This is a genomic window from Burkholderia sp. 8Y, from assembly GCF_902506145.1.
Classification (GTDB): domain Bacteria; phylum Pseudomonadota; class Gammaproteobacteria; order Burkholderiales; family Burkholderiaceae; genus Caballeronia.
Genome location: NZ_LR733519.1, coordinates 2,344,808 through 2,363,450 on the forward strand (window position 1 = coordinate 2,344,808; position 18,643 = coordinate 2,363,450).

The following is an 18,643-nucleotide window of genomic DNA, read 5'->3' on the forward strand; positions in this document are numbered from 1 at the left end:
ATGAACCAGCGCGATACAGGTTTTGCCGATATCAACGCACGCGCCGCTGAGAACACGGCCGCCGCGCCGGAGCGCCACGTCGGCCGTTCGATGCCCCGCGTCGAAGACCCCGCGATCCTGACGGGCCGTGGCCGCTACGGCGACGACCTCGCCGTGAAGCCCGGCACGCTGCACGCCGCGATTCTGCGCTCGCCGCACGCGCACGCGGATATCGTGTCCATCGACACCGAAGCCGCGTCGAAGCTGCACGGCGTGCGCGCGGTTCTCACGCGCGACGACTTGCGCCCGTGGTCGCGGCCCTTCATCGTCGGCGTGAAGTCGCCAATGGAGCAGTGGGCGCTCGCGATGGACCGCGTGCGCTACGTAGGCGAGCCGGTGGCTGTCGTGATGGCGGAATCGCGCGCCATCGCGGAAGACGCGCTGGACCTCATCAAGGTCGAATACGCACAGCGCGATGCCGTCACGTCCATCGAAGAGGCGGTGAAGGAAGACGCGCCGGTGCTGCACGAGCGCGTCGGCACGAACGTCATCAGCGAGCGGCATTTCAGCTATGGCGATCCGCAAGCCGCGTTCGAGCGCGCGCCGCATCGCGTGAAACTGGTCGCGCACTATCCGCGCAATACGTGCGCGCCGATCGAATGCGGCGTGGTGATCGCCGAATATCTGTCGGGCGACGAAGGCTACGACGTCACTTCGAATTTCATGGGGCCGTTCTCGCTGCACGCCGTCATGGCGATGGCGCTCAACGTCCCCGCGAACCGTCTGCGCCACAAGGCCCCGCGCGATTCGGGCGGCAGCTTCGGCGTGAAGCAGGCGGTGTTTCCATACGTCGTGCTGATGTGCCTCGCCTCGCGCAAGGCCGGCGCGCCGGTGAAATGGGTCGAAGACCGGCTCGAACACCTGAGCGCGGCGACGTCCGCGACCGCGCGCCTGTCCACCCTCGAAGCCGCCGTGGAAAGCGACGGCCGCATTCTCGCGCTTTCGTACGATCAATTGGAAGACGTCGGCGGCTACGTGCGCGCGCCCGAGCCCGCGACGTTCTACCGGATGCACGGCTGCCTGACCGGCGCCTACGCAATTCCAAATCTCGCCGTGCGCAACCGCGTCGTGCTCACCAACAAGACGCCGACCGGCCTCGTGCGCGGCTTCGGCGGACCGCAGGTCTATTTCGCGCTGGAGCGGCTGATTCAGCGCATCGCGATCGAATTGAAGCTCGATGTGCTCGACGTGTACCGCCGCAACTTCGTTCCCGCCGATGCGTTCCCGTATCGCGCGGCGGCGGGCGCGCTGCTCGACTCGGGCAACTATCAGGAGGCGCTGCGTCTTTCGAACGTGGAGGGCGGCTACGAAGAACTCATCGCCCGGCGCGACGCGGCGCGCAAGGAAGGGCGTCTGTATGGCATCGGGTTCGCGGCGATCGTCGAGCCGTCCGTGTCGAACATGGGCTATATCACGACCGTGATGCCGCCCGACGCGCGCAAGAAGGCCGGCCCGAAGAACGGCGCGATAGCCAGCGCGACCGTGAGCGTCGATCTGCTCGGCGGCGTGGTCGTCACCATTGCATCGACGCCCGCAGGACAGGGCCACATGACGGTGTGCGCGCAAGTCGTCGCGGATGTGCTCGGGCTGGACCCGAAGGACATCGTCGTGAACGTGGAGTTCGACACGCACAAGGACGCATGGTCCGTCGCGGCGGGCAATTATTCGAGCCGCTTCGCGGGCGCGGTGGCGGGCACGGTGCATCTCGCCGCGACGCGCGTGCGCGACAAGCTCTCGCGCATTCTCGCGAAGCAGTTCGGGTGCGCCGCCGGCGACGTGCGCTTCGAGCGTGCGCGCATCTTCCCGAAAGATGCCGAAGACCGCGCGCTGCCGTTCGCGCGCGCGGCGAGCAACGCGCCGCACTGGGCGCCCGCGCTCTTGCCCGACGGCGACGAGCCGGGCTTGCGCGAGACCGTGTTCTGGTCGCCGCCGCACATGGACGCCCCGGATGAAGAGGACCGCATCAACACGTCGGCGGCGTATGGCTTCGCGTTCGACATGTGCGCCGTCGAAGTGGACCGCGAGACGGGGCGTGTACGTATCGACCGCTACGTGACCGCGCACGACGCCGGCACGCTGCTCAATCCCGCGCTCGCGGACGGCCAGATTCGCGGCGCGTTCGCGCAAGGGCTGGGCGCGGCGCTGATGGAAGAGTTCCGCTACGGCGCGGACGGCAGCTTCCAGTCCGGCACGCTCGCCGACTATCTGATGCCGACGACCTGCGAAGTGCCCGATCCGGTGATCGTGCATCTGGAAACGCCGTCGCCGTTCACGCCGCTCGGCGCGAAAGGGCTCGGCGAAGGCAACAACATGAGCACGCCGCCGTGCATCGCGAATGCGGTGGCGGACGCGCTCGGCGTCGAGGACATTCGCCTGCCGCTGACGCCGCAAAAGGTGATGGCGCTGATCGGCATCGACGATCCGGAACCCTCGCGCCCCGAATACCGCGAAGCGGCCCCGGCGAAGCCCGCGACGCCCGGCGGCGGCAAGGCGTTGACGGCGCAAGGCGCGGTCGATTTGCCCGCGACGCCCGAAGCCGTCTTCGCCGTGCTGCTCGACCCGAAGGCGCTCGCCAAGGTCATTCCGGGTTGTCACGCGCTGGAAGAGACCGCGCCGAACCAGTATCGCGCGGACGTGACGGTCGGCGTCGGCATGATCAAGGCGCGCTTCGAGGCGCGCATTGGCCTGTCGGAGATCAACGCGCCGCGACGGCTGCGTCTCGCGGGCGCGGGCATTTCGCCGCTCGGCAGCGCGCGCGGCAACGGTCTCGTCGAACTGACGCCGCAGGGTAGCGGCACGCGCCTCACATACGACTACGAAGCGCAGGTCTCGGGCAAGGTCGCGGCGGTCGGCGGACGCATGCTCGAAGGCGCGGCGAAAGTGGTGCTCAGGCAATTGTTCGAATCGCTCGGCCGTCAGGCGGCGGGCAAGCCGGTCGTGCAGCGCAGGTCGTGGATCGCGCGGCTCGCCGGACGCTTGGGCCGTTTCAGGAGGCATGCATGAAACCCGCGCCGTTCGACTATCTGCGCGCGACGACGACGCAACACGCGCTCGACGCGCTCGCGCAACACGGCGAGGACGCGCGCGTGCTCGCGGGCGGGCAATCGCTGATGGCCGTGCTCAACATGCGCCTTGCGCAGCCGCGCGTGCTCATCGATATCTCGCGCACCGCCGAGCTGGACGCCGTGCGCGTCGACGACCGGGCGGGGCATCTCGTCGTGAGCGCGGCGGCGACGCAAGGCAGCGTCGAGTGGCGCCGCTCGTTGCGCGACGAAGTGCCGTTGCTTGCGATGGCCTTTCCGAACATCTCGCACTTTCAGATTCGCAATCGCGGGACGGTGTGCGGTTCCATCGCCCATGCCGATCCGAGCGCGGAACTGCCGCTCGTGCTCACCGCGCTCGGCGGCGACGTCATGCTGCGCTCGAAAAAGAAGCGCCGCACGCTCGCGGCGCAGGACTTCTTTCAAGGAATGCTGATGACGGCGCGCGAGCCGGACGAACTGGTGGAAGCCGTGCGCTTTCCGTTGAAGAAGCCCGGCGAGCGTCACGCGTTCGCCGAGTTCTCGGCGCGGCACGGCGATTTCGCGGTGGTCGCCTGCGCGGCGGTCGTGACGGACGACGCCATTCGCATCGCGGTGGGCGGCGTCGCGGACCGGCCGGTTGCCGAGACCTGGCCGCGTCTCGCGGGCGACGACCTGCGCGGCGCATTGAACGACCTGAGCTGGAAACTGAACGCGCAAGACGACGCGCACATCAGCGCGAAGTATCGCCGGAATCTGGTCCGGCAATTGGGATGGCGCGTGATCGAGGAGGCGAAGTGAGCAACACGGCGGACAACATCATGCGGCACGGCGAGCAGCAGCGCATCACGCTGACGCTCAACGGCCGCGAACGCAGCGGCTATTGCGAGCCGCGCGAACTGCTGTCGGATTTCATCCGGCACGGACTGGGCGCGACGGGCACGCACGTCGGCTGCGAGCACGGCGTCTGCGGCGCGTGCACGGTACACGTGGACGGCATCGCGGCGCGCTCGTGCCTGATGCTCGCGGTGCAGGCGGACGGACGGCGTATCGATACCGTGGAAGGTCTCGCGCCGGACCAGACGCTCGGCGATTTGCAGCAGGCTTTCCAGCGTCATCATGCGTTGCAGTGCGGCTTCTGCACGGCGGGCATTCTGATGTCGTGCGCGGACTATCTGCAACGCGTGCCCGACCCGAGCGAGCAACAGGTGCGCGAGATGCTCTCGGGCCATATCTGCCGCTGCACGGGCTATACGCCGATCGTCGCGGCAGTGCTCGACGTAGCCGCGCGCCGTCAGGGCAAGGCAAACACGAAGGAGGCCGAACATGCTTGATCTCGGCCGCACCTTCCTGCAAAGCGTCGAGCGCAGCCCGAACGCGCTCGCGCTCGTCGATGGCGACCTGCAACTGACCTACGCGGCGTGGCATCGCGTGATCCTGAATGTCGCCGATGGCCTGCGCGCGCTCGGCGTGCGACGCGGCGACCGGCTGCTCGTCGTGCTGCAAAACCGCTGGGAAATGGCGACGCTGCATTGGGCGGGACAGTTCGCGGGCATCGTGATCGTGCCGCTCAACTGGCGCGCGAAGCCGGAGGAAGTCGAGTACTGCGTGACCGACGCGGGCGTGAAGGCGATCGTCTACGAGCCCGTTTCCGCCGATGCCGTGATGCAGAGCGCGTCGGCGCAAAACCTGCCGCGCATCGGACTCGACGACGTCTCCGGCGGCACGATGCGCTTCGACGCGCTCATCGTCGAACAAGGAGGCGCCGAAGAAACGACGCACGCCACCGCCGACGACATCTCGCTCATCCTCTACACGTCCGGCACCACCGGCAAGCCGAAGGGCGTGCCGCGCCGTCACCGGCACGAACGCGCAGCCGCGCTCGCGCACGTCGCGCAGAACCTGTACCGGCGCGGCGAACGCACGCTCGGCGTGATGCCGCTCTATCACACGATGGGCGTGCGCTCGCTGCTCGCGATGGCGCTCGTCGATGGCGTCTTCGTCTGCGTGCGCCGCTGGAACGCGAAGCTCGCGCTGGAATCCATCGCGCGACACGGGCTAACGTGCCTCTATCTCGTGCCGACGCTCTATCACGACCTGCTCGCCGACAGCGGTTTTGCGAGCACGGATACGTCGTCGGTCAGAAAGCTCGGCTTCGCGGGCGCGCCGATGAACGACGGCTTGCTCAAGCGCCTGTCGGCCGCGTTCGAGCCGGAGCTGTTCGTCAATCACTACGGCTCGTCCGAGGTCTACACGTTCAGCATCGACCAGGACGCGACCAAGAAGCCGGGCAGCGCGGGGCGCGCGGGCATCAACACGCGGCTGCGCGTGGTGATCCTCGACGCCGCGTCGCCCGACGAAACCGCCGCCGTCGGCGAGGAAGGCCAGATCATCGCGGACCTGCTCGGCGATGAAGCGTTCGAAGGCTACTGGAATCGCCCGGACGCGAACGCGAAGTCCTTGCGCGGCGGCTGGTACTTCACCGGCGACACCGGCTATTTCGACGCCGACGGCGACCTTTACGTGACCGGCCGCGTGGACGACATGATCATCAGCGGCGGAGAGAACATTTCGCCCGTGGATATCGAATCGGTGCTCTCGCTGCATCCGGCCGTCGATGAAGTCGCGGTCGCGGGCGTGAAGGACGAGCGTTGGGGCCAGCGCGTGGTCGCGTTCATCAAGCGGCGCGAATACGTCGATGGCGAAGGTCTCGACGCCTGGTGCCGCCAGTCCGACCTCGTCAACTTCAAGCGCCCGCGCGACTACGTGTTCGTCGATGACATTCCGAAGTCGCCGGTCGGCAAGATCCTGCGCCGCAAGCTCTCGGCGGGGGAATACGTCGCCGACAACGCGCCGCTCGCGCCACGTATAGAAACCACTAAGGAGTCCTCTGAATGACTGATCTGAACCACCGCGCCCAGACCCTGCTGCAAGACCTCGACGGCTTTTCGGTCGAGATCGACGCCGAACGCGAGCGCGCCGACATCATCCTGCACCGGCCGCCGTTCAACGTCATTTCGATGCACGCGCGCGACCAGTTGCGCACCGTCTTCGAAGCACTCGAGGACGACGAGCGCGTGCGCGTGATCGTCGTGCGCGCGAACGGCGAGCATTTTTCGAGCGGCGGCGACATCAAGGGCTTCCTGGAAGCGTCGCCGGAACACGTGTCGAAGCTCGCGTGGAATATCGCGGCGCCCGCGCGCTGCTCGAAGCCGGTGATCGCGGCCAATCGCGGTTTCTGCTTCGGCGTGGGCTTCGAGTTGTCGCTCGCGTGCGATTTCCGCATCGTCACCGATACGACCTTTTACGCGCTGCCCGAACAGAAGCTCGGCCAGATTCCCGGCTCGGGCGGCTCGGCGCGCTTGCAGGCGATGGTCGGCATCGGCCGGACGAAGGACATCGTGATGCGCTCGCGCCGCATTCCCGGCAAGCAGGCGTACGAGTGGGGCATCGCGGTGGAGTGCGTGCCGGACGCCGAACTCGAAGCCAGGACGGATGCGCTCGTGGACGAGTTGCGCGCGTTCTCGCCGCTCGCCCAGCGCACCGCGAAGAAGCTCCTGAACGATTCGGAAGACGCGCCGCTTTCCATCGCGATCGAACTGGAAGGGCATTGCTACAGCCGCCTGCGCACGTCGGACGATTTCCGCGAAGGCGTTGAGGCGTTCCACGGCAAACGCAAGCCGGTGTTCCGCGGCTCCTGATCACGCAGAAAAGGGAAGACGACATGAGACGCTTCGATTACGTGATCGTGGGCGGCGGTTCGGCGGGATGCGTGCTCGCGCATCGGCTGTCGGCGTTGCCGTCGCTTAACGTCGCGCTGATCGAAGCGGGCGCGGACACGCCGCCGGGCGCGGTGCCGGAAGCCATTCTCGACAGCTACCCGATGCCGGTGTTCTGCGGCGACACGTACATCTGGCCGGACCTGAAGGCGAAGGCCACGAAGGACGCCGCGCCGCGCGTGTACGAGCAGGGCCGGGTGATGGGCGGCGGGTCGAGCATCAACGTGCAGTCGGCCAATCGCGGATTGCCGCGCGACTACGACGATTGGGCGGCGACCGGCGCCGACGGCTGGGCGTGGCGCGACGTGCTGCCGTACTTTCGCAAGCTGGAACGCGACCTCGACTTTCCCGGCGGCGAGCTGCACGGCGGCGACGGCCCGGTGCCGATCCGCCGCATCATGCCGAAGGACTGGCCGGCGTTCTGCCATGCGTTCGCGAAGGGCCTGCGGGCGCAGGGCGTCGCGGAGCTCAAAGACCAGAACGGCGAGTTCGGCGACGGCTTCTTTCCCGGCGCGTTCTCGAACGAGGACGACAAGCGCGTGTCCACGGCCATCGCCTATCTGGACGAAGCCACGCGCAAGCGTCCCAATCTCACGGTGTATTCGAAGCTGCGCGTTGAGCGCATTCTGATGGACGGCGCGGCGGCGCACGGCGTGATCGCGGTGGCCGAAAACGGCGAGCGCATGCGAATCGATGCCGACGAAGTCGTGCTGAGCGCGGGCGCGCTGCAATCGCCTGCGCTTCTGATGCGCGCCGGTATCGGCGATGCGCGCGAACTGGCGGCGCTCGGCATCGCGTGCGCGGTGGATCTGCCGGGCGTCGGACGCAATCTGCAGGATCATCCGTCGCTCACGTTCTGTCATTTTCTCGAGCCGCGCTTTCGCATGGCCCTCACGCGCCGCCGCGCGAGCATGATGGCCGCGCGCCTGAGTTCGGGCGTCGCGGGCTGTGACGAGTCGGACCTGTATCTGTCGAGCGCGACGCGCGCCGCATGGCATGCGCTCGGCAACCGCCTCGGGCTGTTCTTCCTGTGGTGCAACCGGCCGTATTCGCGCGGCCGTGTGCAACTGATATCGCCCGATGCTGCCGCCGCGCCGCGCGTCGATCTCAATCTGCTCGACGACGAACGCGATGTCGAGCGGCTCGCTGTCGGCGTGCGAATGCTGGCGCGCATCGTGGAAGCGTCGGGTCTCGGCCGCGATGGACGCGACTTCTTTCCGGCCGCGTTTTCGCCGCGCGTGAAGGCGTTGAGCCGTGTCGGCGAGGGCAACGCGCTTTTGACGTCCGCGCTTGGGCTGCTGCTCGACACGCCCGCGCCGCTGCGCCGGATGATGATCGAACGCTTCTTCACGCGCGGCCTGAAGATGGGCGCGCTCCTCGCCGATGATCGCGCGCTCGCGGACTTCATTCGCGCGAACGTGTTCGGCGTGTGGCACGCGAGCGGCACCTGCCGCATGGGCGGCGCGCAGGACCGCGATGCCGTCACCGACGCGCAAGGGCGCGTGCACGGCGCGCGCGGCCTGCGCGTGGTCGATGCGTCGCTCATGCCGAAGCTGCCCTCGGCCAATACGAACATTCCGACCATCATGATCGCCGAGAAGATCGCCGACGCGATGGTCGCGGCGCGGCGCGGGCGTGCCGAACTCAGCATCTCGGGTTCACCGCCGCTCGCCGCCGCCCACTAACGATTTTTTTCAACCTCGACAAGAGCACGCAAATAACAAACGTGCCTGCGACACGGGGGCGATCGAGAGACGGCCCGGTGACAAACTAGGAGATACACATGTCCGTAGCTGCACAAGACGGGGCCGCCGCGCTTCCGGTGAATCAGCGGCAGATCATGGGCGCGGTGCTGGCCTCGTGCATGGGCTGGGCGCTCGATCTGTTCGACCTCTTCGTGTTGTTGTACGTGGCGCCGGTAGTCGGGCGTCTCTTCTTCCCGTCCGAGCACGCGATGCTGTCGCTCGCGGCGGTGTATGCGTCGTTCGCGGTGACGCTGCTCATGCGTCCGCTCGGCTCCGCGCTCTTTGGCTCATACGCGGACCGCCACGGGCGCAAGGGCGCGATGATCTTCGCCGTGGTGGGCGTCGGTATTTCGACGGCGGCCTTCGGCGTGCTGCCGACGGTCGCGCAGGCCGGCCTCGTCGCGCCGATTCTTTTCCTGCTGCTGCGTCTCGTGCAGGGCGTGTTCGTCGGCGGCGTGGTGGCATCGACGCATACGATCGGCACGGAATCGGTCGCGCCGAAGTATCGCGGCGCGGTGTCGGGGCTGATCGGCGGCGGCGGCGCGGGTCTTGGCGCGTTGCTCGCATCGCTCACTTATCTGGCGATGTCGTCGCTCTTTCCCGGCGAGCTGTTCGATGCCTGGGGCTGGCGCTGCATGTTCTTCACCGGCATTCTGAGTTCGGTGCTCGGTCTGTTCGTGTTCAACAGCCTCGAGGAATCGCCGCTCTGGAAGAAGCTCGCGGCGGAGAAAGCGGCCAAGGCGGCGGCACAGATCAAGACCGCGCCGGTCGAAGTGGTGCGCTCGCCCGTTCGCACGCTCTTTTCGCGTGACTATCGCGGCGTGCTGTTCGTGAACCTGCTGCTCACCATCGGCGGCGGCAGCGGCTATTACCTCACCTCGGGCTACCTGCCGACCTTTCTCAAGGTCGTGAGCCATGCGCCGAACGGCGCCGCCGCCGCGATCCTGATGATCTGCAGCGTCGCGGTGGTGGCGGCATCGGTCGCCGCGGGGCATCTGTCCACGTTCATCGGACGCAAGAGCGCGTTCGTGTGGATCGGCCTGATCCGTCTGGTCGCGCTGCCCGGACTGTTCCTGCTGTTGCCGACGGCGCAAAGCATCACGATGATCGGCGTGTACGCGGTGCTGCTTTCCGCGCTCGGCAGCGCGGGCTATGCGCCGATTCTCATCTTCCTGAACGAACGCTTCCCGACCGCGATCCGCGCGACCGGCACCGGCCTGTCGTGGAACATCGGCTTCGCCATCGGCGGAATGATGCCGACCTTCGTTTCGCTCGTCGCGAAGGACGCGAGCCAGTTGCCGTCGACGCTCGCGATCTTCGTCGGCGCCATCAGCGTGATCTTCCTCGTCGGCGCGTTCGTGGTGCCGGAGACGCTCGGCAAGCTCGAAAACGGCGCGGCGCGCAAGCCGTCCTGACACACGCAGTCACCGGCGGGCGCGCGATGAACGCGCCCGCATCGTCCGACAGAAAAACAGGAGACGCTCATCATGAGATATGACGACGATGTTCGCGCGCGGTCCTACAAGTTTCGCGACGAATACGTTCAAGCGACGCCGTGGTGGTATCGCGGAGAGATGCATTTGGGCTTCACGCTCGTGTTCACGACGGCGGTAATCGTGTATTGCGCGGCGCAGCTTCACGCGCCGACGTTCGCGGAATGGCTCGCCGTCGTGCCGCTCTTTCTGTTCGGTAACTGGGCGGAATGGGCCGCGCATCGCTACGTGCTGCATCGTCCCACGAAGTACTTCAGCATGATCTACAAGCGCCACTGCGCGGTGCATCATCGCTTCTTCACGCATGTGACGCTGGAATACAAGGGGCACAAGCACTGGCGCGCGCTGCTGTTTCCGCCGTTCGCGCCCGTGGCATTCGTGCTCGCCGCCGCGCCGCTCGCGTTGCTGATCGGCTTCGTGTTCTCGCGCAACGCAGGGTATATCGCACTCCTGACGATGGCTGCGTATTACCTCATGTACGAAGGGCTGCACACGCTTTCGCACGTGACGGACAGCCCGTTTCTCGACCGCGTGCCCTTCATCAACACGGTGCGCCGCCTCCATGTGACGCATCACGATCCCGAACAGATGGCGACGCAGAACTTCAATCTCACGTTCCCGATCTGCGACACGCTTTTCGGCACGCGCAGCGATGCGCCGCGCACGGTGCCAACGACATCGCGCCGCGGCTGATTCACGTCATGCGGATGGAGCCGGCGCGCCCGTGGTCACGCGCCGGATTTCTTCCGTGATGATCGCGATCAGCGCCTCTGCCGCCGGCCCGATGGGCCGCTTCGGATGCGTGACCTGAATGATGTGACGCACGATCGGCGGCGAGCCGATGGTGCGGGCGCGCAGCCGCCCTTCGTCCACCTTCGACTGCACGACGACGCGCGGCAGGATGGTCGCGACGTGCGTCTGCTCGACGAACTGCACGATCGTGCTGAGGAGATCAATCTCGAACTTCGGCTTGATGACGACATCGGCTGCCATGAGCGCGGCGTCCAGCGCCCCGCGCAGGCCGTTGCGCCGCGTCGGCAGCACGAGTTCGATATCGGACTGCGCGACGAGGTCGATCGTCTCCGGCAAATCCGGCCCGTGCGCCGCGCTCGTCACGAGCACCATTTCTTCGACCAGCAACGGCTCGACATCGAGCGTGAGCCGGCCGCGCGGCTTGTTGATGATCGCCGCATCGAGCCGGCCGGATTCCACCGCGTCGATGAGTTGCGCGCTGAAGCCATCGGCGACCGATACTTCCACTTGCGGATAGAGCGCGTCGAACCGCGCGAGCGATTCCGGCAGCACGCTTTGCGCTTCCGACGACACCATGCCGAGCGACACGCGCCCCGTCACGATGACATCGCGCCGGCTCAGATGCTCGCGCGCATGATCGATGTCGCGCATGATCGGCGTGTAGAGCCGGTACATGAGGCGCGCGGCTTCGGTCGGCGCCATGCCGTGCGGCCCGCGCTCGAAAAGCATCTGCCGCAGCTCCGTTTCGAGCTTCGCGATCTGCATGCTGAGTGCAGGCTGTGCGATATTGAGGCGCTTGGCCGCCCGCGTGACGGTGCCTTCCTCGAATAGCGCGATGAAATACTGGATCTGCTTCAGTTCCATATGACAGCCGTGCGACAGCCGTGCGGCGAAACGGACATGGTACCGCCGCGTGGCGCTCAACGGTTCCGCGCCCTTCAGCAATCGGCACCGCGGCCGTTAACTCCACGTATGAAATCGTCGTATCCAGCAGATATCAGGCAAGCGAGCGCATGCATGTCGACCTCATCACCCTCTACGCTCTAGCGATCGGAACGCTTCTCGTCAGTTGCGGGATGACGTTCTGGGAGCATCACACGAACGCCGGGCGCAGCCGGGAACTGAAGATTCTCGCGGCGGGGTACGGCACGCTCGCGATCGGCTGCGCGGCGGCGTCGTTCAGACACGCCGTGCCCGGCGTGTGGGGCTCGGCGTTGAGCAACCTCGTCATCGAAGCGGGGTATCTGCTGATCCTGCACGGCGTCGCGGCGTTGAGCGGGCGGCGCTATCGCGCATTCTCGATTGGCCTGCTTGCGGTGCAGGCGCTCGCGTGGGCGATCGGCGGCGTGCGCGGGCAGGAAACCGTGTGGAGCTATGCGAGCGCGCTTTCCATCGCCGCCGTCGCCGCGATGACCTCGCGCGAGCTGCTGCGCAGCGACCGGATGCACTGGGGACAGGCGCGGCGCATCACGCTGATCGTGTGCGGCGCGCATGCGCTGCTCTATGCCGCGCGCGCCTGCATTCTGCCGTGGATGGCGGCGCTCGGCACGCCGCTTCTCATGATGATCGCGAAGATCACGATGTACGAGGGCGTGCTCTACTCCGTCCTTCTGCCGATGACGCTGCTTCGGCTCGTCCGCGACGAGGCGCACGCGCAGCTTCTACAGCAATCGCAGACGGACTATCTGACGGGACTCGGCAATCGCCGCTCATTCTTCGAGGAAGGCGGGCGCACGGCTGCCGGGCGCGAGGTGTCGGTGCTTGCCATCGACCTGGACCACTTCAAGACGATCAATGACCGATACGGCCATCAGGCCGGCGACGAAGTGCTGAAGTCGTTCGCGAACATCGCGCGAACGGTGCTCGGGCCGGATGCGATCCTCGCGCGCATCGGCGGCGAGGAGTTCGCGGCGGTGCTCGCCGGGCCGCATAGCGGTCGCGCGAAAGAGCTCGCGCAGCATGTCGTCGAACGCTTCGCCGCGGCGACGTCTCGCGGTGCGAACGGCGCGGAACTTCGCGCGACGGTCAGCATCGGGCTCGCGCAGTCGGGCACGCCTGCGAGCGCGCTCGCCGATGTGCTCGGCGCGGCAGACCGGGCGCTGTATGCCGCGAAGGCGGGCGGCGGGAACCGCGTGGAAGTGGGCCGGCTGGCAGAATGCGCAGTCGCGGCGTGATGAGGGTGCGGGTTGCGTGGAGGTTCTTCAGCGGAAGTCCCTATAATCCCCGCTTCGCACCTGCATCAACGGAATTTCGATGGACGTTTTGTGGAAAGGCATCCTCGGCGGCCTTGTGACGGCTTTGATCGCGATGGCATCTAAACGGGGCAACGTGCTTCCCGGCATCCTGCCGCTTGCGCCTACGTTCGCGATCATCGCGCTGCTCGCGGTAGGCGCCAAGGGCGACGCCGGCGGTTTCAGGACCGCATGTCTCTCCGGCGCGCGCACCATTCCCGCCTATCTCGTGTTTCTGGGTACGTGCTACGTCCTCGTGCATGTCGTGGACTACCGGCTGGCGATCATCGGCGGACTGGCCGCGTGGCTCGTCGCGGCGCTGACGATCTTCCTCGCGCCGCGCTTCTTCTAGCCGCGCGCAGTCGGCCCGAGGCGCCTGCGCCCAGTGCAAGGAAGCACTGGGCGACCGCCCCAGACCACTCATGGATCAACGCGCCGCTTCTTCTTCCGTCTCGCTAGTCGTATAGGTCGGCGTTTCGCGCGCCTGACCCGGCGCCGGCTTGCCTTCCAGCGGCGGCAGCCTCTTCGCCTCTTCCAGATCGATGCCTGCGCCCTGCGCGACGCGCGTCCCGTAGTCGGGATCGCAATGCCAGAAATGCCACACCATGCGCAATGCGACAGGCTTCGGGCACGCCTTCATGTCCTCGACCAGATTGGCGATGAGGTCGTCGCGCTCCCAGTCCTCGAACGTGCGATACCGCTCGCCGGCCTGCTTGTAATCGTCCTGCGTGCGCGACGTTTGATAGCGTCCGAGATGCCCTTCGACCCATTGGTGGTAGTCGTGCTCTTTCTTCGGCGCTTCGTTAAGGCCACCCATCATGCTCGGCTCATAGTTGACGTGCGGGTTCTCGCCCGCCTGATCGACGTAATGCGCCATTTGCCCGTCGCGCTGATTGGTGCGCGCGCCGTTCTTCGGCGCATTGACCGGCAATTGCAGATAGTTCGGTCCGACGCGATACCGCTGGGTATCCGAATACGAGAGCGTGCGTCCTTGCAGCATCTTGTCGTCGGAAAAGTCGATGCCGTCCACCAGCACGCCCGTGCCGAACGCGGACTGCTCCGTTTCGGCGAACACGTTCTTCGGGTTCTGGTCGAGCACGAGCCGTCCGACCGGCATCAGCGGAAACGTGTCCTCGGGCCAGCGTTTGGTGTCGTCGAGCGGATCGAAGTCGAGTTCGGGATGGTCGTCATCGGACATGATCTGCACGCACATTTCCCACTCGGGATAGTCGCCGCGTTCGATCGCGTCGTAGAGGTCGCGCGTGGCGTGTCCCACGTCCTTCGCCTGAATCTCGGACGCCTGCTGCGAGGTCAGGTTCTTGACGCCGGCCTTCGGCTCGAACGAGAACTTGACGAGCACCGCTTCGCCCTGATCGTTGACGAGCTTGTACGTGTTGACGCTCGATCCCTGCATGTGCCGGTAGTCGGCGGGAATGCCCCACGGACTCTTGACCCACGTGACCATGTGCAGCGATTCCGGATGATGCGCGATGAAGTCGTAGAAGCGCCACGGCTCTTGCCGGTTCGACACCGGATCGGGCTTGAACGCGTGGATCATGTCGGGGAACTTGATCGCATCGCGGATAAAGAAAATCTTCAGGTTGTTGCCGACGAGATCCCAGTTGCCGTCTTCCGTATAAAACTTGATGGCGAAGCCGCGCGGATCGCGTGCCGTCTCGGGCGACTCCTTGCCGCCGATCACGGTGGAAAAGCGCAGGAAAACGGGTGTTTTGACGCCGGTTTGCGTCAGCACCTTCGCGCGCGTGTACTTGGAAGCCGGCTCGTTGCCGATCTTGCCATACGCTTCGAAGTAGCCGTGAGCGGCCGTGCCGCGTGCATGCACGACGCGCTCGGGAATGCGTTCCCGATCGAAGTGCGTAATCTTTTCGATGAACGGATAATTTTCCAGCGTCGCCGGGCCGCGTTCGCCGACGGTGCGCAGGCTTTGATTGTCGGGAACAGGGTGTCCCTGTCGCGTGGTGAGAAATGCCTTGTCGCTCATAGCGCGCTCCTTGCTCTGTGCCAGAGTCACAGTTGAGTTGTCGAGCCGGCGGCATGTGTTTCGCCGGCTCGTTTCGTCGTAGCAACGCGCATACCGTTCGACCGTGCGCTTTCACGACGACGCGCATCAATCTTAAGCGCCTTCGCGTCCAGCATTCGTCGATGACTTGAGGCGGGCAGACCGCCACGTCGATCTGCCCGCGTGCCGCTTACTTCGGGTTTGCCGCGACGAAGCTCTTGAACGAGGTGTAGGCCGCCTTGATGGTCGAGCCGTCGTTCTTCAAGAGACCATAATTGCCTTCGCCGCCCACGGGATCGTCGTACAGCTGATACGCCTGGATCGACTGGATGTTGTATTTGGAAGCCACCGAGACGAACTGCGCCATCATCTTGCTGCCCACGAGATACGACGCGATCTGCGCATCAGTGCCCAGCCACGGCCGCACGCCAAACTCGTTGATCCAGATCGGCTTGCCGAACTGTTGCAGCGTCGCGAGGATGTCGTGACAGCCGGTGCCGCCGCAAGCGTGCGTGATGTCGCCCTGATCCGAATACCAGTGCCATGCGGTGATGTCCCACGTGACCTTCGGATAACCCGACGTGCCATCCGGCTGCGTGCCGTTCCACAGCATCTGGTCAAAGCCGTAGTGCATCCACGCGCCGCCGCCGATGATGATCTTGCCGTTCGTATCCACCGACTTGATGCCCGCGATCATGCCGCGCACGATGCCGCGTGCGATCTGGAACTTCGCGGTGACGAACTGCTGCGGATACACGCCGTCGACATTGCCGGTCAAGAGGCTGCTGTCGAGCTCGTTGCTGACTTCATAGTACGGATACTTGTAAGCCGTCGCGGTCTGCTGGCCCAGCGTGAAGCCCGCGTTATAGGCGTCCGTTTCATTCGTGAAGCTGCCGACACCGATGAGCAACACAGGATAAACCGTCACGCCCGCAGCGGCTGCCGTCTTCGCGATACCGGCCAGCTTGTTCGCCGAGCCCAGGTTGTACACCTCGTTGCGGTAGATCGTGGCGCCGAGGTCTTTCACCTGCTGAAGCTGAAGCGTGGGCGTCGAGATGTCGTACGCGCCGCCTTCGTTGTTATGGCCGTTGATGCCATAGAAGATGCTGCCAGGCACGGTCGCGGCCTTGGCGGCGGCTGCCGTATCGAGGGCGGTGTCGGCGGCGCTGCCACCGCCACAAGCGGCAAGCAGCAAACCCGTGGCGATGGCGGCGGCGAGGTTCGCCTTGTGCGCGAAGAGACGTCGTGTGGTGGTCTGGATCATGATTTTTGTTGGTTAGTATCGTAAGTACAACTGATGGACATGCGTGCATCATCGAAAAGGCGTGCTGTCCGGAGCGCCAGCGATCGGGCGGGTCGGCAACGGCCTGCGGTCCCGCGTAACCCTGCGGGCGGGTAGTGCTTTATTCGAACGACTCGAGGGGAGACACGCACGGTCATGCAAACGTTTGCACTGGATTTGTGCGGGAAGAAGTTACCGTTGTGTAAGCAGGTGTTTCTTTTCTTGCTTGTTTAACGACTTGCTCGAGATCGACTTTAGCTTTCGTCTAAAGAATTACCGGGAGTTTTTCGGCTTGACGGTAGGACTTACTTGTCGGCAAAAGCTGCGTTATCGGCGTGCAGGAAGCGCGCCCTTGAAGCAGCGGGTCCGCGAGTTGCGTCATGCGGCGTTCCGGTGCCGCGCTCGCTTCGCGCGCCGCCGATACTGCCGCAGCGCGGCCAAGGAGATATCCATGAAAGCATTCGTCGTCCGCGCGCCGGGCGGACTCGACAAGCTCGAAATACGCGACATCGCCGATCCGGGCGAGCCGGGGCCGGGACAGATTCGCGTCGCGATACACGCGACATCGCTCAATTTCCATGACCTGCTCGTGGTGAGCGGCAAGAGCCCGACCGCCGATGGCCGCGTGCCGATGGCGGACGGCGCGGGCGTCGTCGAAGCGGTCGGCGAGGGCGTCACCGAGTTCGCGGCGGGCGATCATGTCGTCTCCTGTTTCTTCCCGCAATGGCTCGACGGCCTGCCGCAGCCGGAAGTCGGCAACTTCGCGGGGACGCCGGGCGACGGCATCGACGGCATGGCGGCGATGCACGTCGTGCGCGCGGCGAGCGCCTTCACGCACGCGCCGCGCGGCTGGAGCCACGCCGAAGCGGCGACCGTCACGACGGCGGGCCTCACCGCATGGCGCGCGCTCGTCGTGGACGGCGCGCTGAAGGCGGGCGACACCGTGCTCGCGCTCGGCACCGGCGGCGTGTCGATCGCGGCGTTGCAGATCGCGACGATGATGGGCGCGCGGGTCATCGTCACGTCTTCGTCCGACCAGAAACTCGACCGCGCGAAGGCGCTCGGCGCGGATCATGTCGTGAACTACCGCACCCACGAGAAATGGGCCGCGCAGGTGCGCGAAGCGACGGGCGGACGCGGCGTCGATCACGTGATCGAAGTGGGCGGGCCGGGCACGCTCGCGCAGTCGATCGAGGCCGTGCGCGTGGGCGGACATATCTCGTTGATCGGCGTGCTGACGGGCCGCGAAGGCACGGTGCCAACCTCGCTGCTGATGGCGCGGCAGGCGCGGTTGCAGGGATTGATCGTGGGCAACCGGCGGCAACAGCAGGACTACGTGCGCGCGCTGGAGCAAAGCGGCGTGCGCCCCGTGATCGACCGGACTTTCGACTTCGACGCGCTGCCGGATGCGTTCCGGCATCAACAGAGCGCGGCGCATTTCGGGAAGATCTGCGTCGAGTGGTAGCGGCCTCGATGCCGCGCGTGGCACGCGCATTGCAGCGTTGCGGGCGAGACAATCGAAGGAGAAAGGTATGACTGGCAAGTACAAAGCGGCATTGGGCTTCGTCTTCGCGGCTGCGGCCATTGCCGCGACGCCCGCCTATGCCAGCGATACGGGCGGCGCCTCGCTTCTTCTCGCGCAGGCGACGCCGGGCAATCAGCAGCGCAACGAGGGCGCCGGCGTGCGCGGCGGGCAGTCGGGACAGAGCGGGCAAGGCGCGAGCCCGCAGGGCGGCCAGGGCGCCGCGACGCAGACCGGCACGCCGCCGGCGGAACTGAAGCGCGATGAAGCGGCGCTGCAGCGCAAGCAGGCGGGGGCGTCGGGAGTGGGTGGGAAGTAGGGGGGGGCAGGTGTGGTTGCGTTGGTCGCGAGTCACTGCTCGTTTGTCTACATCACAGGCGACGCCAACCGCATTGCCGATAGCGGCAATCACAGCGGCACGCTCAGCGTGCCGAACCCGCATACCACGCAGACAACGCCGCTGTTCCGAGCAGGCGGCCGATGCGATCGTGAACGGCCAATAAGCCATACGGCGCGTACGTCGCACCCGAGTGTCTCGGCTCAGAAGGAACCACACCGGGCAAGCCGGTAGGACAAATCCGATTTCACATACATGTCCGCTCGCTGGCAACAATAAAACCGATCAGAGCCATTTTTCGAGACGAATTTACTCGCTAGGATGCATACACCTGCCGATTCAATCCGGCTCACGCCGCACGCCGACCCTCAATGGACCCGAAGCTGCTCGACGCGTACAACCAGCAACTCCTTTTCATGCGC

The 18,643-nt window shown here is 65.9% G+C and carries 15 protein-coding genes; 12 read left to right on the forward strand and 3 right to left on the reverse strand.

What is annotated here, in order from left to right; translation table 11 throughout:
* From GV035_RS10535 to GV035_RS10570, 8 genes are all read left to right on the forward strand, one after another.
* Window positions 1-3,042 (forward strand): xanthine dehydrogenase family protein molybdopterin-binding subunit, encoded by a 3,042-nt coding sequence (locus tag GV035_RS10535; RefSeq protein ID WP_159834864.1) that lies wholly within the window; start codon window positions 1-3, stop codon window positions 3,040-3,042.
* On the forward strand, window positions 3,039-3,860 hold the full coding sequence (locus GV035_RS10540) for an FAD binding domain-containing protein (RefSeq protein ID WP_159834865.1): 822 nt from the start codon (window positions 3,039-3,041) through the stop codon (window positions 3,858-3,860). The genes GV035_RS10535 and GV035_RS10540 overlap by 4 nt, the downstream gene beginning before the upstream one ends.
* Entirely contained in the window at window positions 3,833-4,393 is a 561-nt protein-coding gene (locus GV035_RS10545; protein ID WP_159834866.1) for a (2Fe-2S)-binding protein, read from the forward strand. The genes GV035_RS10540 and GV035_RS10545 overlap by 28 nt, the downstream gene beginning before the upstream one ends.
* Window positions 4,386-5,957, forward strand: a complete 1,572-nt coding sequence (locus GV035_RS10550) for an AMP-binding protein (RefSeq protein WP_159834867.1) — start codon at window positions 4,386-4,388, stop codon at window positions 5,955-5,957. The genes GV035_RS10545 and GV035_RS10550 overlap by 8 nt, the downstream gene beginning before the upstream one ends.
* Window positions 5,954-6,760: an enoyl-CoA hydratase/isomerase family protein gene (locus GV035_RS10555; protein WP_159834868.1), complete on the forward strand. Its 807-nt coding sequence runs from the start codon at window positions 5,954-5,956 to the stop codon at window positions 6,758-6,760. Before GV035_RS10550 ends, GV035_RS10555 begins: the two co-directional genes overlap by 4 nt.
* A gap of 23 nt (window positions 6,761-6,783) precedes the next feature.
* Complete coding sequence (locus tag GV035_RS10560) at window positions 6,784-8,523, forward strand: GMC family oxidoreductase (RefSeq protein WP_159834869.1); 1,740 nt, start codon at window positions 6,784-6,786, stop codon at window positions 8,521-8,523.
* Window positions 8,524-8,621: 98 nt separating this feature from the next.
* Entirely contained in the window at window positions 8,622-9,998 is a 1,377-nt protein-coding gene (locus tag GV035_RS10565; protein ID WP_159834870.1) for an MFS transporter, read from the forward strand.
* 72 nt (window positions 9,999-10,070) lie between these two features.
* Window positions 10,071-10,769, forward strand: coding sequence for a sterol desaturase family protein (locus tag GV035_RS10570; RefSeq protein ID WP_159834871.1), 699 nt, complete (start codon window positions 10,071-10,073; stop codon window positions 10,767-10,769).
* 6 nt (window positions 10,770-10,775) lie between these two features.
* On the opposite strand, the gene GV035_RS10575 is transcribed toward GV035_RS10570, so the two are convergent.
* Entirely contained in the window at window positions 10,776-11,693 is a 918-nt protein-coding gene (locus GV035_RS10575) for a LysR family transcriptional regulator (protein WP_159834872.1), read from the reverse strand.
* Between the two features lie 149 nt (window positions 11,694-11,842).
* Here GV035_RS10575 and GV035_RS10580 point away from each other — a divergent pair, with 149 nt between their 5' ends.
* Window positions 11,843-13,003 carry a GGDEF domain-containing protein gene (locus GV035_RS10580; protein ID WP_159834873.1) on the forward strand — a complete coding sequence of 387 codons (1,161 nt, stop codon included), beginning with the start codon at window positions 11,843-11,845 and terminating at the stop codon, window positions 13,001-13,003.
* A 79-nt stretch (window positions 13,004-13,082) separates the two neighbouring features.
* Entirely contained in the window at window positions 13,083-13,412 is a 330-nt protein-coding gene (locus GV035_RS10585) for a GlpM family protein (RefSeq protein ID WP_159834874.1), read from the forward strand.
* Window positions 13,413-13,487: 75 nt separating this feature from the next.
* On the opposite strand, the gene GV035_RS10590 is transcribed toward GV035_RS10585, so the two are convergent.
* Entirely contained in the window at window positions 13,488-15,062 is a 1,575-nt protein-coding gene (locus tag GV035_RS10590; protein ID WP_159834875.1) for a catalase, read from the reverse strand.
* Between the two features lie 208 nt (window positions 15,063-15,270).
* The gene (locus GV035_RS10595) at window positions 15,271-16,344 is read right to left on the reverse strand and encodes a lipopolysaccharide biosynthesis protein (protein WP_159834876.1); all 1,074 of its coding nucleotides are present in this window, start codon (window positions 16,342-16,344) and stop codon (window positions 15,271-15,273) included.
* 469 nt (window positions 16,345-16,813) lie between these two features.
* Between GV035_RS10595 and GV035_RS10600 the strand changes: the two genes are divergently transcribed.
* Together GV035_RS10600 and GV035_RS10605 are read left to right on the forward strand one after the other, a co-directional pair.
* Window positions 16,814-17,827 (forward strand): zinc-dependent alcohol dehydrogenase family protein, encoded by a 1,014-nt coding sequence (locus GV035_RS10600; RefSeq protein ID WP_159834877.1) that lies wholly within the window; start codon window positions 16,814-16,816, stop codon window positions 17,825-17,827.
* 67 nt (window positions 17,828-17,894) lie between these two features.
* Window positions 17,895-18,203, forward strand: coding sequence for a hypothetical protein (locus GV035_RS10605; RefSeq protein ID WP_159834878.1), 309 nt, complete (start codon window positions 17,895-17,897; stop codon window positions 18,201-18,203).
* Window positions 18,204-18,643 lie beyond the last annotated feature (440 nt).